We start from the raw sequence: 13,917 nt of genomic DNA on the forward strand, positions 1-13,917 counted from the left end.
CCGCGCACCCGCCGCGCACCCGCCGCGCACCCGCCGCGCCCCCGCCGCGTATCCGGCGGACCGTCGGGCGCCGCGTCCGGGAGTATGGCCGAAATCTTTTGTTCCGCACCGGCTCTCGACGGCGGGTGAGGGGCGTGTGACACTGCGGACGGCCGCCCGTGACACCGGACGGTGCGGCCTGGCGCAGGGGGTGGGGCCCTGCCGGGGGGAGGCGTGGATGAGCCTGGTGGAACTGATCGTGCGGGCGGACGAACGCGGCCTCGCCGCCAGCGGGCTGGCCTGTTTGGATCGGTGCGTCCCGCTGCTGGGCGGCGCCGACACCGAGGCCGACGACGTGCTGCGCCCGCTGTGGGGAGCGCTCACGGACGAGGGCGGCGACTGGGGCCGCCCGCTGGAACGGGCCCGTACCGCCCTCGCCGCCGCGGCGCCCGCCGCCCCCGGGGACGAGGCGGCGCTGCTGGCCCGCCGCATGCTGGACGAGGCCCCGGCGGGCCGCGCCGCCGGGGCCGCCGTACGGGAGTGGGCCGACGCCTGCTCGGTGGCCTCGCTGCGGATCCACCGGCTCCTCGACCGGCCCGAGGACAGCGCGCCGGACCCGGCCGGTCCGCGGGACCTGGACGCCGTGCGGCGGGCGCCCGGCCCGGACGGCGCCCGCCTCCAGGGACTGTCCCCGCTGGTCGCGGCCGAGCTGCGCCGCCAGATCACCGTCCTGGAACTCCTCGCCGGACACGGTGCCGCCGGGCTGCGCGGGGCCCGGGACGTGGCCACGGAGGGGCGCCGGGTGCTGCGGGCGGCCCTCTCGCGCCGGGCCCGCGGCCGCGGCTGACCCGGCCGGGCCGCCCGGCGGCCGGGCTGTGACACTTCCGCGGGGTCCGGCGCTGATGACCATGGGCCGTACGGCACGGCCCGTCCTGTGACACGGCGGGCCCGGCCGGGCCCGCTTCGCACTCGCCACTTACGGGGACAGTGTTGGGCCAGGCAGGGGAGCCCCGTCGCGCGCGGGCGACCGACGGGGAACTGGGCGCGGCGGTCGCGCGGGCCCAGCAGGGCGACGAGAGCGCGTTCGCGGTCGCGTACCGGATCGTGCAGCCCGGCCTGCTCGGCTATCTGCGCGGGATCGTCGGCGCGGAGGCCGAGGACGTGGCCTCCGACGCCTGGCTGGAGATCGCCCGGGACCTGGGCCGGTTCCAGGGCGACGGGGCCGGATTCCGGGGCTGGACGGCGACCATCGCCCGCCACCGCGCCCTGGACCACCTGCGCCGCCGCCGGGCACGCCCCCGGTCGACGGCCCTGGAGGACGCCGACGCGGAGGCCCTCATCGCCCCGCAGGACACCCACGAGCAGGCGCTGGAGTCGCTCTCCACCCAGTGGGCCCTCGACCTGGTGCGCTCCCTGCCCCGCGACCAGGCGGAGGCCGTACTGCTGCGGGTCGTCGTCGGCCTCGACGGCCCCGCCGCCGCCCGCGTCCTCGGCAAGCGGCCCGGGGCCGTGCGCACCGCCGCCCACCGCGGGCTGAAACGTCTCGCCGCCCGGCTCGGGGCGCCGGGTGTGACGGCGGACGGCCCGCGGCCGCTGGGGGAGTCGGAGTGAACGGCACCGGCGGACCGCGCGGACGGCCGTGCGGTGGGTCCGCCCGGCGGACCCGGACAGGACGGACGGACCCGGACATGGGCGAACAGCGGAGCGAGAGCGGTTTCGGCCATCGTGGACGCGGCGGCCCCGGCGCGGCGGGTCCGCCCGGCCCCGCCGGTACGCCTCCCGAGACCCTGCTCGCCGCCGCCCTGCGCGCGCGGCCGGCGGACGGCGCCGAGGCCGAGCGGCGCGCGCTCGCCGCCTTCCGGGCGACCTGGGAACAAGGGGTCCGGCGCCCGGCCAGGACCCGGCGCCGCGACGACTGGCGACCGCGTCGCCGCTGACGAAGAGGGAGTTCGGACCGGGTTCCCGGCCCGCTGCGCCGAGGCAACGGCCGGGGCCGCCACCCCCCACAGGAGAGACCCCGGCCGTCGCGCGGCACGGGCCGCGCGGCGGCCCGTACTCCCTACAGCGCCATGAGTGCGTTTTCTGTCACACCTCGCTCTCGGAGGAATTGGTTGCACGTTGTACGGTCGTGGACGACAGGCGGTTTCAGGCCGTAACGTGCCTTTCGCGCCGGGCGCGGAAGATGCATGATCACCGCACAGTTCGACGGCCTCGTTGCCGCGACGATCCTGCTCGATCTAGCGAGGAACCACGGGGTGCTGGGGGACGACGCGGAGCTGACCGCCGCGGTGCTTGCGGCGCAGACCGGGGACGAGACCGCGTTCCGGACTGTGTACCGCGCCGTGCACCCGCGCCTGCTCGGATATCTGCGCACACTGGTCGGTGAACCCGACGCCGAGGACGTGGCGTCCGAGTCCTGGCTCCAGATCGCGCGCGACCTGGAGCGGTTCAGCGGGGACGCCGACCGGTTCCGCGGCTGGGCCGCCCGGATCGCCCGCAACCGCGCGCTCGACCACATCCGTATGCGGGGCCGCCGCCCCGCCATAGGCGGCGACGAAACGGAACTCACCGGACGGGCCGCCGAGTCCGACACCGCGGACGAGGCCATCGAGTCCCTCACCACCGGCAGCGCCCTGGCCCTGATCGCCCAGCTCCCCCAGGACCAGGCCGAGGCGGTGGTGCTGCGCGTGGTGGTGGGCCTGGACGCCAAGACCGCCGCCGAGACGCTCGGCAAGCGGCCGGGCGCCGTCCGCACCGCCGCGCACCGCGGTCTCAGACGGCTCGCCGAACTGCTCGGCGGCGATGCGGAATCCGTCGGCGTGCTCGGCGCGATGCCGCCCCCGAGAGAACCGCGGGGACGCGCGGTGACGTCCGCCGGTGTGACGCATACGCGCGCCCGGACGCAGAAGGACATGTGATGGCCGACGAGCAGTACCGATGGCTGGACAGTGACAGCGCGGAGCGCCTGCTCCGCGGGGAGCCGCTGGACACCGTCGACGTTACCGTCCGTGACCAGTCCGAACGCCTCGCCCGCGCCCTGGACGCGCTCGCCGCGGAATCCGTCGTCCACCCCGCCCAGGCACCCGCCGAGCTGCCCGGCGAGGCCGCCGCCCTGGCCGCCTTCCGCAAGGTCCGCGCCGAACGGGCGGCCGCCGCCGCGGAATCCGTCGCGCCCGCCGGGCCGTCGGCCACCGACGCCGGACTCGTCCGGATCGCCGCGCACGGAGCCGCCCCGGGGCACGGCGCCCGCACCGGGCGCCCCCGGCGCCCCGGCCCGCGCCTGGGCCGCCCTGTCCGGCTGGCGCTGACCGCCACCCTGGCCGCGGGCGCGCTCGGCGGGGTCGCGGCGGCCACGACCGGGGTGCTGCCGACCCCGTTCGGCGGCGACGAACCCGCGCCCGCCGCGTCCGCCCCCGCACCGGCCGCCCCCGCCCGCCCCACGTCCTCGCCGTCCGGCACCGGCACCGGCGCCACCGCCGTCGGGCCGGGGCAGCCCCACGGACCGGCCACGCCCGGCGCCCCGGCCGGTTCCGCCACGGGCGGCGCCGAGGACACCGACGACGGCACCGCACAGGGCTCCGCCGCCGGGCACGACGACGACCGGGGCCGCTCGGGCGGACGCTGGGGCCGGCTGTTCGCCGCCTGCCGCGACCTGCGGGACGGCAAGTCCCTGGACACCGGCCGACGGCACGTGCTGGACGGGGCGGCCGGCGGTCCGGCGCGGGCCTGGACGTACTGCAAGGGTGTGCTGAAGGCGGCCGAGGGCCGCGGCACCGGGCAGGGCGGCCGGGACGGCAACGGCGACGGCGGCACCGGAGCCAAGGGCGGCGGCCAGGGCAATGAGGGCGAGGGCGGCAAAGGGGGTAGAGGGGGCAAGGGGGGAAGCGGCGGGAAAGGCGGCTCGGGCGGTCACCAGGGGCGCGGCGGTGACGACGACGGCGGTCACGCCGAGGGCACCGGCGGCCGCCCCGGCGGCGGGATCCCGCACGGCGGTCACCCCGGCAGCGGCCGTCCCGGCGGCCACCCGGGCGGCGATCAGCCGCGCCGTGACGTCGTGACCCGCCCGACCACCACGGCGCGGCCCCTGGGCGAGACAGCACCGTCCGCCTCGGCTTCCCCGCTCGCAACGCGCTGACCAGCGGTTTCACCGATGCGGTAAAAATTCTCCCCGCAGGGTGTGACGTTTTTGACCGCCCCGGCGCAGTAGTGAGTAAGGCCGACTGGTCATCGGCCCTCGCACAGAGCCGGGGTTCCCCCCGTACCCGCGGCTCGTGCATCGGCGCGGGCGGGGCACGTTCCCCCGGTCCCGCCCGCGCCACGAATCCCCTGGGGCCGCCTCACCAGTGCACGACGACCTTGTCGCCCTCCTTCACCTGGGCGAACAACTGCGCGATGGCGGCCTCGTCCCGTACGTTGACGCAGCCGTGCGAACCGCCGGCGTAGCCCCGGGCCGCGAAGTCCGACGAGTAGTGCACCGCCTGCCCGCCGCTGAAGAACATCGCGTACGGCATGGGGGAGTGGTAGATCGTCGACACATGGTGGCGTGACTTCCAGTAGACCTTGAACACACCGTCCCGGGTGGGCGTGGCCTCGGTGCCGAACCGCACCGCCATCGTCGACACCGTCCGCCCGTCGATCATCCAGCGCAGTGTCCTGGTCGTCTTGTCGATGCACAGCACCCGGCCGGTCAGACAGCGCGCGTCCGGTGCCCCGGCCGGCTGGCCGCCCATCAGATACAGCTCCCACTGCCCCGGCTCGTGCGTCATCGCCCGCAGCCGCTGCCAGGTGACGGTGTCGGAGCGGCCGGTGACCGGCAGTCCCCGCTTGCCCTGGAAGCCGCGCACGGCCTGCTCCGTGGCGTCGCCGTACGTCCCGGTGGGACCCTCGGCGAGCCAGCCGACCTGGCGCAGCCGCGCCTGGAGCCTCCGTACGGCGAGGCCGCTGTCGCCGCGCGACCACAGCACGGGGGCGTCGGTCCGCGGGGCGGGCACCGGCCGCGTCCTCCCGCCGGAACCCGCCGACCCAGCCGATGCGGTGGCGCCCGTGGACCCGGTGGAACCGGCCGTGGCCCGGGGCCCGCCGTCGGACGCGCGGGCCTTCCCGCCGCTGCCGCCGCCGCTCCGGTGGGCCCCCTTGCCCTCCTGGCTGTCCTTGCCGCCCGCGCCGCCGTCGGCGGGCCGGGCGGACGGGACCTCGATGTGCACGGGAGAGCGGTGCTGTCCGTCCGCGCCCGCGCCGGACCCCTGCTCGGCCGGTGTGCAGCCGAACACCCCGGCCAGCGCCCCGGCCGCGGCCACACCCGCCGCCGCCTTCCTGATGCCCCCGCTGCGCATACGGCCCCCCGCTGTCTCCCCGGTGTGTGCGGTGCCCGCCGCCGTGGGCCGCGGCACTCCACCGGACAGTCTTTCCACCCGCGCCCGGTGGCGAACCACGGCGCAAGGTGGGAAACAGGGGAACGGAAGGAAACGGAGCGCACGGAGGCACGCCATGGCACGCGAGTCGGAGTCGGGTCTGCCCATCGAGCCGGTGTACGGCCCGGACGCGCTGGCGGGATGGGACCCGGCGGCCGAGCTGGGGGAGCCGGGCGGATACCCGTTCACGCGGGGCGTGTACCCGTCGATGTACACGGGCCGCCCCTGGACGATGCGGCAGTACGCCGGGTTCGGCACCGCCGCCGAGTCCAACGCCCGCTACCGGCGGTTGATCGCGCACGGTACGACGGGCCTGTCGGTGGCGTTCGACCTGCCCACGCAGATGGGCCACGACTCGGACGCCCCCCTCGCGCGGGGAGAGGTGGGCCGGGTGGGGGTGGCGGTCGACTCGGTGGAGGACATGCGGGTGCTCTTCGACGGGATCCCGCTGGACCGGGTGTCGACGTCGATGACGATCAACGCACCGGCGGCGCCGCTGCTCCTGATGTACCAACTGGTCGCGGAGGAGCAGGGGGTGGCGGCGGAGAAGCTGACGGGGACGGTCCAGAACGACGTGCTCAAGGAGTACATCGCGCGGGGCACGTACATCTTCCCGCCCGAGCCGTCGCTGCGGCTGACCGCGGACGTCTTCCGGTACTGCCGGGCGGAGCTGCCGCGGTGGAACACCATCTCGATCTCGGGCTACCACATGGCGGAGGCGGGGGCCTCGCCCGCGCAGGAGATCGCGTTCACGCTGGCGGACGGCATCGCGTACGTGCGCACGGCGATCGCGGCGGGCATGGACGTGGACGACTTCGCGCCCCGCCTGTCCTTCTTCTTCGTGGCCCGCACGACGCTCCTGGAGGAGGTCGCCAAGTTCCGTGCCGCGCGCCGGATCTGGGCGCGCGTGATGCGGGAGGGCTTCGGCGCGCGGGACCCGAAGTCGTGGATGCTGCGGTTCCACACGCAGACGGCGGGGGTGGCGCTGACCGCGCAGCAGCCCGAGGTCAACCTCGTCCGGGTGGCCGTGCAGGGTCTGGCGGCCGTCCTCGGCGGCACGCAGTCGCTGCACACCAACGCCTTCGACGAGGCCCTCGCGCTGCCCACGGACACCTCCGCGCGGCTGGCGCTGCGGACGCAGCAGGTCCTGGCGTACGAGACCGATGTGACCGCGACCGTCGACCCCTTCGCCGGGTCCTACGCCGTCGAGCGGATGACCGACGGCATCGAGGCGGCCGCCCGGCTCCTGATGGACCGGGTCGAGGAACTGGGCGGGGCGGTCGCCGCGATCGAACGCGGCTTCCAGAAGGGCGAGATCGAGCAGAACGCGTACCGCATCGCGCGGGAGACCGACTCCGGGGAGCGGGTCGTCGTCGGCGTCAACCGCTTCCGGCTCGACGCGGAGGAACCGTACGAGCCGTTGCGCGTCGACCCCGCCGTCGAGACCCGGCAGACGCGGCGTCTCGCCGCGCTCCGCGCCGCCCGCGACCAGTCGGCCGTGGACACCGCCCTGACCGCGCTGAAGCGGGCGGCGGAGGGCGACGACAACGTCCTGCCGCCCATGAAGGAGGCGCTGCGGGAGCGCGCCACGGTGGGCGAGGTGTGCGGCGCGCTGCGCGAGGTGTGGGGGAGCCACCGGCCGCCGGACGCGTACTGAGCGGGGGCCGGGGCCGCCCGTCTCGTCCCTCGGGACATCTCCCGGAGTGTCGTACTGCCGTGCGACACTCCAGCCATGTTCGGCGTCATCGATCTCCCCACCTATCTGGCGGGCCTCGTCCTCATCGTGCTGCTCCCCGGGCCCAACTCGCTCTATGTGCTGTCGGTGGCCGCCCGGCGCGGCGTCCGCTCCGGGTACACCGCGGCGGCGGGCGTCTGGTGCGGGGACACCGTGCTGATGACCCTGTCGGCGGCGGGGGTCGCCTCCCTGCTCAAGGGGAACGCCCTGCTGTTCGGGATCGTGAAGTACGCGGGCGCCGGATACCTCACCTGGCTGGCGATCGGGATGCTGCGCGCCGCCTGGGCCATGTGGCGCACCCGGCGCGAGCGCACCGCCGCGGCCGGTCCGGACGCGGGCGGCCCTGCCGACGAGCGGCCCTTCCGCCGGGCCCTGGTCGTCAGTCTGTTCAACCCGAAGGCGATCCTGTTCTTCGTGGCCTTCTTCGTCAACAAAGTTACAGGATCAAAACGTGTCTGACCTGGGAGTTTGTGGTGTCTGAACTTGTCCAAGCGGTGTCCCGGTTCGCCAGCATGAGCCCGCAGGACCAACAGCGGGCCCTAGAGTCCATGGGCCTCCCCAACCAGCCTCGGGCGGGGCGCGAGGAGCCCACCGTGGGCACACCCTTTTCCGCCCTTGTTAGCGCACCTTCCAGGAAGCGACGGCGGCCCATCACTGTGACTGTCCGGACCGCCAGCCCTCAGAGGACCCTGAAGGGCCTTGAGAGCGCCTGAGAGGCGTGCGGAGCCCCGGCGGACCTGGAGGGCCCCGTGAGGGCCCTGGATGCAGCAGAACGCCCCTCCCGGTGGATGTACGGGAGGGGCGTTCGTGTGTCGAGTGTGTCAGACGGAGTGGTCCTGTGCGAACAAGACGAACGAGGACCAGGCCGCCGGGCGGACGGCCAGCGTTCCGGCCAGAGGGTCCTTACTGTCCCGGACAGGGACCGCGCCGGAAGCGACGGCGGACGGCTGCCACTCAAGGCACTGCCCGCCTTCGCCGCCGCTGTACGTCGACTTGACCCAGGTATGCGTGGTGCTCATCAGCTATAGCCCTTCATCAACTCTTTGATCATGGTCACAGAGAGCGCAGGGGACAGGGCAGCCGCCCTGAGCCGGTCGTACGTGACCTTGCCTGCTTCTACGGCAGTCGCGCTGTCGTTGACGTGGCCGACTCCCCGGGTCTCCCCGTAAAGAATAGTCGGCTGGTCGTCCTGTGAGATCAGAGTAAACGGCAAACTCGAAGCAGGTGCACCCGCCGAGAAGGCGTGAACCTGGATTGTGATGTGCGGGGACTCTGCTTCCGTCAGTAGGCGGGCCATCTGGCCCCGCATGACCGCAGGGTTACCCACCACTGTCCTGAGGCAGGCCTCGTGCAGGATCACCCAGAGGAGGGGAGGGTTAGCGCGACTCATCACGTCGTAACGCCGCATGCGGGATTCGACCCGTTGCCTAGTTTCCTCGTGGGACTCCCGAGGCCGGACGGCTCGAAAGACGGCGGTTGCGTACTCCGGAGTCTGGAGCATGCCCATGATCAAAGCGTTCGAGTAGTCAAGGATCTTCGTAGCTGCCTTCTCCAGCTTCAGGTAGGGGACGAACCAACCGGGATGCCCGCCGTCGCTGAGGCGCTGCCGCAACCGGGTCAAGTGCCCTGACGTAGCGAAGGCTCGGTCACAGGCCCGCACGAAGTCTTCACTAGCAAGCAGGCTTCCCCCCTCCACGCGAGATACGTAGCTCCTGACGTACCCCGTGGCAGTGGCAAGGAACTGCTGCGTCATGGCCACGTGCTCGCGGCAGGCCTTGACCTCAGAGCCCAAGTACCCGGCCGCATCCTGCGGCTGCTGGCTCGCTGAGTCCATCTCTTCCAACCCCCTGACGTTACAAACGCTTTGTAACCCTGGAACCACTTGGAAAGCGTACGCCCGGTGCGTTGAACTAGAGGTCAGCAGGGCAACCACCCTTCCGAGAGGCCCCCCCATGCCCGAAACCACTCCCCAAAATGTCACCCCCGGTATCCGTGAGCCCGCCATAGACACCCGCAGGAAGCGGGTCGGGGAGGTCATGGACAAGGCGGGTAGCACCTGTTGGATCAGGCCTCTGGGGGGCGGCCGGGAATGGGAAGCAAGCCTGAAGGACGTTCGTCCCCCGACCCAAGACGAGCTGCTGAGCGCGAAAGTGGCTCTGACGAACCACAGGAGTACACACCCGTGTTGAAGCCTCCTCGAAGAGCCCGTAAGAGCGCCTTAGGCGCCACGCTCGTTCTGGGAGTCACCCTGACAATGGGATTTGGCCTCGGCTCCATATTGGGGCGCGGGCCCATAGATCCCTGCACCCAAGACCGATGTATCGGTTCGCCCCCCGCGCTGAAAACCGGTCTTGGGTGCAGGCACCACATCTGCTAGCAGTCCCTAAGTGAGCGATCCTCAGGGGGGGACTTTACGAGTGGGCTAGCAGGCCCTCGAACATCAGGCTCCGCTAATTATCTACGGCCGCGTGAGTCGGGTTTCCGGTCCAAGCCCGGACGAGGGCACCACGCCTCTGTAGCTCAGACGGTAGAGCGCCACTTAGCGCCCGCCTCGTGGGGAAGCACCGGGTAGCGGGTGGATGTCGCGGGTTCGAGTCCCGCCAGAGGCACCGCCGTGGGAGTAGGTGGTCTGCGACTGCGGCTAGTCAAGTCAGTGACCGACCTTGGTCGAAGGTCGGCAGACAGCTTGAGGGGAGGGAAAATGAGGATCAGCATGGAGTTGCACAACAGTCCTGGGACGGACGAGGATTTCGAACCCACCGTGCCACCGCCCGAGGACGACCCGCCGACACCTCCGCCCGGCTCCTGAGAGGAGCACACCGTGACCGCTAAGACGTACAACCGCATTCGCACCCAAAAGGAACTGGAAGAAGAGGAGTATAGGAGCAACCAGGCAGGGGGCCGCCGCCGATGCCGGAATCATCCCCGGCAACAGATGATGCCTCTTACGCCTCGGCTTGACCTGTGCCCCATCTGCGGTGGTACGAACGCGGTACGGCCTTAGCGGTCCCTGATTCGGCCCCGGTCGCCCATATCCCCCGTTGGGTGGCCGGGGCCTTCCTGTATCCAAAGGGGAGCCATAGTGTTTCGTTGTTTGGCATCCGCCATCCCAAGTGAATTCACTCTGTCCGCTGCTGAAATGGTTCCGAGTCCGGTCGATGACCGTACATCGTGGGCGCATTGTGGCGACCTTCAGTGCGCACTCGATAACGATGGGCATGAGTTCCACTGTGCTTTTCTGCGGGACTCCTCGACACAGGACGAGGAGGCGTTCCTATGCTGGGACGCAGCGAACCAGTGGTTAATGGTCTCGGAACCGTGTGGAAAGGCTGAGCCTGAAGGCGGCGATACCTGCACTGCCTACCAAAATCATCCAGGAAGGTGTAGGTGGGACCTAGTTGACGTTAAAACCATGGCTTTGAAGATCAAGGCGGCAGACATATGGGCCCGCTACAAAGAGCAAGGCAGGTTCCCCCCCGAGTGGGATTTAGACTGAACAGTAGGGGGGTATACCAAACCCCCCTCACAAATAACGTACGTGTCCTCTTGGCCAGCTCCGGACAGCGGTGTGACGCGTCGAACAATAATAATGATGCAACAGGCTTGCTGCATAGATCGCCTGTCCGATCTGGGCGGACATGCGTGGACGAAGAGGCCCGTAAAGGGGGCTGGAGGGGCCTGTGAGCGATCCCAGGTGGCTCCGGGAAGGTCGGGCAGCCCCAGAGGCTCACAGGGCCACACAGAGGCTTGCGCCTTTGTGAAAATAACGAAACCCGTACATCGTGGAAGGAACACGCTCCTGCGGTTCTCCGTGACGTATTCGCGTTATATTACCCCCGTATATGTGCAGCAAGAGTGCTGCATTGTTGTTATTGATTTGTGATCTGCCCGAACATTAATAATGCGTCCGTAATGCTGCATAGATCAGGCTCATTCGAGTGCCTGTGACAGGCCGTGTGTGCCGAGGGTGTCGGCCCTGCCGACAGAAACAGAACGGGCGCAGAGGCAGGGGCCTGCCGCTCAGTCGGTCGGTAGGCGCGGACTTCTGAGTCAGTAGAGCGGCAGGGATAGGCGCACTATCCGACATACAAGGCCATATAGGGGCTACTGATTGGTTGTTCAGTAGCTCTAGAGGATGTGGACGTAGGTGGTGTAGCGGCAGTTGACACCGCGTCTGCCAAGCAGGAACACGTTCTATTTCCATGTCCGGTATGGGATGCATGCCCTTTATAAATATCACAGAGCCATAACGGCCAGGTCACAGGTTGTGTTGTGGTGATGCATTGTTCCGGACATGGAGAGGCTGACGGAAAAGGGCCTCTGACCTGCACTTATGTGCCCAGTCCTCGTGTGCGCGTCTTCAATACCCACCATGCGGGGCGAGACTTGCGCATCACCACAACACAACCCCTAATTGGAAGCGCAACACCAACCGCGCCGAACCGGAGCGGCCCCGAGTACCGGCCCCTGAGGGGCGAGCGGAAAAGGGCTTCAGCGAAGACGGGGGCAGGGCGGGAGTCATGAAATAGGTGGAGTGAAAGAGCGGCAGTGAACCGGACGTGAATGCGGCGGGTAATGCCGGAACTACGTTCCTTGATAACTCAACAGCGTGCCAAATGCCCAGAGTGATTGCGTGAACCGCAGCACATTCCCTACTCACGGGGCATGGTGACTCGGCCGGAAACGGGAGTCTTCCAGTGTCGGGACTATGCGACACACCTACATCAGGGCCAGTAATGGCCCTGACAGCCCCTGTGAGGCGCGAACGGGTCCGGTGCCGGAGACCGGATAGCCGATAGGCCGGAGCGTCCCTTAGCGCTGATCTGAGGGGACCGGGCGGGGGTCGGTACCCACCGCAGCACAACGGGAGCCAATGAGTAACACGTGCGTACCGAAAGGGCGTGCGGCTTAGCAGCTTGTTGGTGGGGTAACGGCCCACCAAGGCGACGACGAGTAGGCGGCCTGAGAGGGCGTCCGCCCCACCGGCATCTTCAATGTCCGGTGTAGCTCCTATGCCACGCAATCAGCAATGCAAGAGCGCTGAACGCTTGATGAGCAGCCCGAAAGGCAATCAACGATGCACGAGTGTTGAACGCCTGGATACTGCGACCGCATTACGCATTGCCTACGGCAGACAGGACAACACGACAGGGCCGGACTACGGCATGGGCAGTGACTGATACTCACGGCCATGTGGGCTAGTCCCTAAGCGTCTGAGTCCCTGTCTGTCTAGGGGAGTGTCGTCAAGGCGCTTAACGGGGCCCGTAAGGGCCGTACGACCACATGAGGGGTAATGCAGGCAACATTTCAGCCTCCCGTGTTCTCCTTCTACTTCGCCTACATGGCATGGGACACGTTTGACGTGTGCTTCAAGGAAGTAGAGGGGGGCTATGAGCATCACGTGACCGTCAGGTCCTTCGGGAATGTGGTCCTGAACATTCGGGGCTTTGCTAGCTGCATAGCCTTTCAGGGGCAAGTAACGGTGTGCGTGGCGGACATATACAAGTCAGGTACCGCCACCGTGAACGGCTACCAGGTAACGGTTACACCGATCCGTCAGAGCGAAGGAGCATGCAAGTGAAGGTCATACCGGGTATGTACGCCACTCGTGACGGTGAATCCTATTTGCTCGTCATGTCCGGTCGCCGCATGTACAACGTGATTTGGATGTACAAGGAGGATCACATTTTGGTGAACGTGAGGGACGACCACGAAAACCCGGATTCGGGATGGCGGGAACATCAGCGCGTCAACATCCCGTCCGACTACCGAGGTAAGAAGTGGGAGGACGTGGCCAAAGGAATGCGTGAGCACATCTACCACGTTTGCTCAGGCCTCACCCGTAAGTGGGAGGGTGACGCGGGCATGAACGAGTTCCGTGAGGAATGGGCAATGTGGAAGTGGCACAAGGACCAAAAGGTGCGTTATGAGTCCGTGATGGGGGACGTCTTGGGGATCGTCAAGGAAACCCGCCGTGCCGGAACGGCGCGAGAAGTGTTTGTGCGTATCACGAGTCGCAAGCACCCGCTCTACAAATGCGGGGAAGTGGTCCCGTTCTCCCCTACCTGCCCGTGGATCAAGTCTCGTGAAGGGAGCCGGTGATATGTGGGACGCGCCGCAGACGAGTATCTACCGCGTGAACGTCTCCGGTTACGACTACCGGACGCGTAGGGCTTTCCTTGCTCGGGTCAACGTCAAGGCCTCGGGCCCCTCCATGGCGGTCAAGTGGGTTTTGCAGCACCCCCTTGATGCGCGGCTTCCCGTGCACACAAGCCTGGAGATCACTGGGGCATACAAGCTGCGTAAGCAGCCCGTTTGGCTCAACAAGGCCGGACAGAATCACTTCCGTTTCCACGTCAAGGAACTGACCTCTTGGGTTTCGGGTCACTGACAGACGAGACGGAGTAAGGCGCAAGACAAAGGCATGGGGGAACGCTGTGGATGGCTCTTTCCCCTGCCGAACGGCCGTCAGGGGGCAACGGAAATGCTCGCAAGATTGGCAATTCTGGTCATCGTCGCGGTGACCGTGGCAACGAGCGTAGTCAAGATCAAGGGAGCCTAAGAATATGCGTACTTTCTTCATCGCACTCGTGAGCGCGCTCATCACCGGACTCGTGGTGTTCGGCATCATGCACCACCACGAAGAGACCCGCGTTTTCCGAGTCACGGTGGACGCGTTCAACGATGGATTCATGGACGGGGTGTGCAACGACGGAGTTGATGGTTTCGGCCGTCCGTGCCGCTAGCGCTTGACTGTGAGGCCCGTGAGAAGGTCACCCGTTTACGGGCGGC

At 68.9% G+C, this 13,917-nt stretch carries 12 protein-coding genes, 1 tRNA gene, 1 pseudogene and 1 other annotated feature; of the genes and pseudogenes, 11 read left to right on the forward strand and 3 right to left on the reverse strand.

Translation table 11 applies throughout. The features are described 5' to 3' along the window. The first annotated feature begins 217 nt into the window (after positions 1-217). The 5 genes from B086_RS0103120 to B086_RS38995 all read left to right on the forward strand — a co-directional run bounded on the left by B086_RS0103120 (position 218) and on the right by B086_RS38995 (position 4,114). A complete protein-coding gene (locus B086_RS0103120) occupies positions 218-826 on the forward strand; it encodes a hypothetical protein (RefSeq protein WP_018564956.1) in 609 nt (202 codons plus the stop codon). A 143-nt stretch (positions 827-969) separates the two neighbouring features. Then, a complete protein-coding gene (locus B086_RS0103125; protein WP_018564957.1) occupies positions 970-1,590 on the forward strand; it encodes an RNA polymerase sigma factor in 621 nt (206 codons plus the stop codon). A gap of 77 nt (positions 1,591-1,667) precedes the next feature. Then, positions 1,668-1,916: a hypothetical protein gene (locus B086_RS38990; protein WP_018564958.1), complete on the forward strand. Its 249-nt coding sequence runs from the start codon at positions 1,668-1,670 to the stop codon at positions 1,914-1,916. A gap of 318 nt (positions 1,917-2,234) precedes the next feature. Continuing rightward, positions 2,235-2,897, forward strand: coding sequence for an RNA polymerase sigma factor (locus B086_RS0103135; protein ID WP_018564959.1), 663 nt, complete (start codon positions 2,235-2,237; stop codon positions 2,895-2,897). Then, positions 2,897-4,114, forward strand: a complete 1,218-nt coding sequence (locus B086_RS38995) for a hypothetical protein (protein ID WP_018564960.1) — start codon at positions 2,897-2,899, stop codon at positions 4,112-4,114. Before B086_RS0103135 ends, B086_RS38995 begins: the two co-directional genes overlap by 1 nt. A gap of 202 nt (positions 4,115-4,316) precedes the next feature. On the opposite strand, the gene B086_RS0103145 is transcribed toward B086_RS38995, so the two are convergent. Next, positions 4,317-5,312: a L,D-transpeptidase family protein gene (locus tag B086_RS0103145; protein WP_018564961.1), complete on the reverse strand. Its 996-nt coding sequence runs from the start codon at positions 5,310-5,312 to the stop codon at positions 4,317-4,319. 154 nt (positions 5,313-5,466) lie between these two features. Here B086_RS0103145 and B086_RS0103150 point away from each other — a divergent pair, with 154 nt between their 5' ends. Together B086_RS0103150 and leuE are read left to right on the forward strand one after the other, a co-directional pair. Next, positions 5,467-7,047: an acyl-CoA mutase large subunit family protein gene (locus B086_RS0103150; protein WP_018564962.1), complete on the forward strand. Its 1,581-nt coding sequence runs from the start codon at positions 5,467-5,469 to the stop codon at positions 7,045-7,047. Positions 7,048-7,122: 75 nt separating this feature from the next. Continuing rightward, positions 7,123-7,563: pseudogene (gene leuE, locus B086_RS39000) on the forward strand (leucine efflux protein LeuE); the annotation flags it as partial. Between the two features lie 383 nt (positions 7,564-7,946). Here leuE and B086_RS0103160 read toward each other — a convergent pair. Together B086_RS0103160 and B086_RS0103165 are read right to left on the reverse strand one after the other, a co-directional pair. Next, entirely contained in the window at positions 7,947-8,144 is a 198-nt protein-coding gene (locus B086_RS0103160) for a DUF397 domain-containing protein (RefSeq protein WP_018564964.1), read from the reverse strand. Beyond that, positions 8,144-8,959: a helix-turn-helix domain-containing protein gene (locus B086_RS0103165; RefSeq protein ID WP_018564965.1), complete on the reverse strand. Its 816-nt coding sequence runs from the start codon at positions 8,957-8,959 to the stop codon at positions 8,144-8,146. Before B086_RS0103165 ends, B086_RS0103160 begins: the two co-directional genes overlap by 1 nt. Before the next feature lie 675 nt (positions 8,960-9,634). Between B086_RS0103165 and B086_RS0103175 the strand changes: the two genes are divergently transcribed. From B086_RS0103175 to B086_RS0103195, 4 genes are all read left to right on the forward strand, one after another. Continuing rightward, positions 9,635-9,734: transfer RNA gene (locus B086_RS0103175), tRNA-OTHER, on the forward strand. 2,266 nt (positions 9,735-12,000) lie between these two features. Then, positions 12,001-12,105, forward strand: a sequence feature (16S ribosomal RNA rRNA prediction is too short). Positions 12,106-12,702: 597 nt separating this feature from the next. Continuing rightward, positions 12,703-13,227 (forward strand): hypothetical protein, encoded by a 525-nt coding sequence (locus B086_RS0103185; protein WP_018564967.1) that lies wholly within the window; start codon positions 12,703-12,705, stop codon positions 13,225-13,227. A 34-nt stretch (positions 13,228-13,261) separates the two neighbouring features. After that, a complete protein-coding gene (locus B086_RS0103190) occupies positions 13,262-13,516 on the forward strand; it encodes a hypothetical protein (protein WP_158690343.1) in 255 nt (84 codons plus the stop codon). Between the two features lie 175 nt (positions 13,517-13,691). Next, positions 13,692-13,871 carry a hypothetical protein gene (locus tag B086_RS0103195; RefSeq protein ID WP_018564969.1) on the forward strand — a complete coding sequence of 60 codons (180 nt, stop codon included), beginning with the start codon at positions 13,692-13,694 and terminating at the stop codon, positions 13,869-13,871. Positions 13,872-13,917: the final 46 nt, after the last annotated feature.

The organism is Streptomyces sp. PsTaAH-124 (assembly GCF_000373685.1).
Taxonomy (GTDB): Bacteria; Actinomycetota; Actinomycetes; order Streptomycetales; family Streptomycetaceae; genus Streptomyces; species Streptomyces andamanensis.

Excerpts from the sequence above, each read along its gene's own strand:
- B086_RS38995 (WP_018564960.1), top strand. The coding sequence starts at position 2,897 with ATGGCCGACGAGCAGTACCGATGGCTGGACAGTGACAGCGCGGAGCGC.
- B086_RS0103120 (WP_018564956.1), top strand. The coding sequence starts at position 218 with ATGAGCCTGGTGGAACTGATCGTGCGGGCGGACGAACGCGGCCTCGCC.
- B086_RS0103145 (WP_018564961.1), bottom strand. The coding sequence starts at position 5,312 with ATGCGCAGCGGGGGCATCAGGAAGGCGGCGGCGGGTGTGGCCGCGGCC.
- B086_RS0103160 (WP_018564964.1), bottom strand. The coding sequence starts at position 8,144 with ATGAGCACCACGCATACCTGGGTCAAGTCGACGTACAGCGGCGGCGAA.
- B086_RS0103150 (WP_018564962.1), top strand. The coding sequence starts at position 5,467 with ATGGCACGCGAGTCGGAGTCGGGTCTGCCCATCGAGCCGGTGTACGGC.
- B086_RS0103195 (WP_018564969.1), top strand. The coding sequence starts at position 13,692 with ATGCGTACTTTCTTCATCGCACTCGTGAGCGCGCTCATCACCGGACTC.
- B086_RS0103165 (WP_018564965.1), bottom strand. The coding sequence starts at position 8,959 with ATGGACTCAGCGAGCCAGCAGCCGCAGGATGCGGCCGGGTACTTGGGC.
- B086_RS38990 (WP_018564958.1), top strand. The coding sequence starts at position 1,668 with ATGGGCGAACAGCGGAGCGAGAGCGGTTTCGGCCATCGTGGACGCGGC.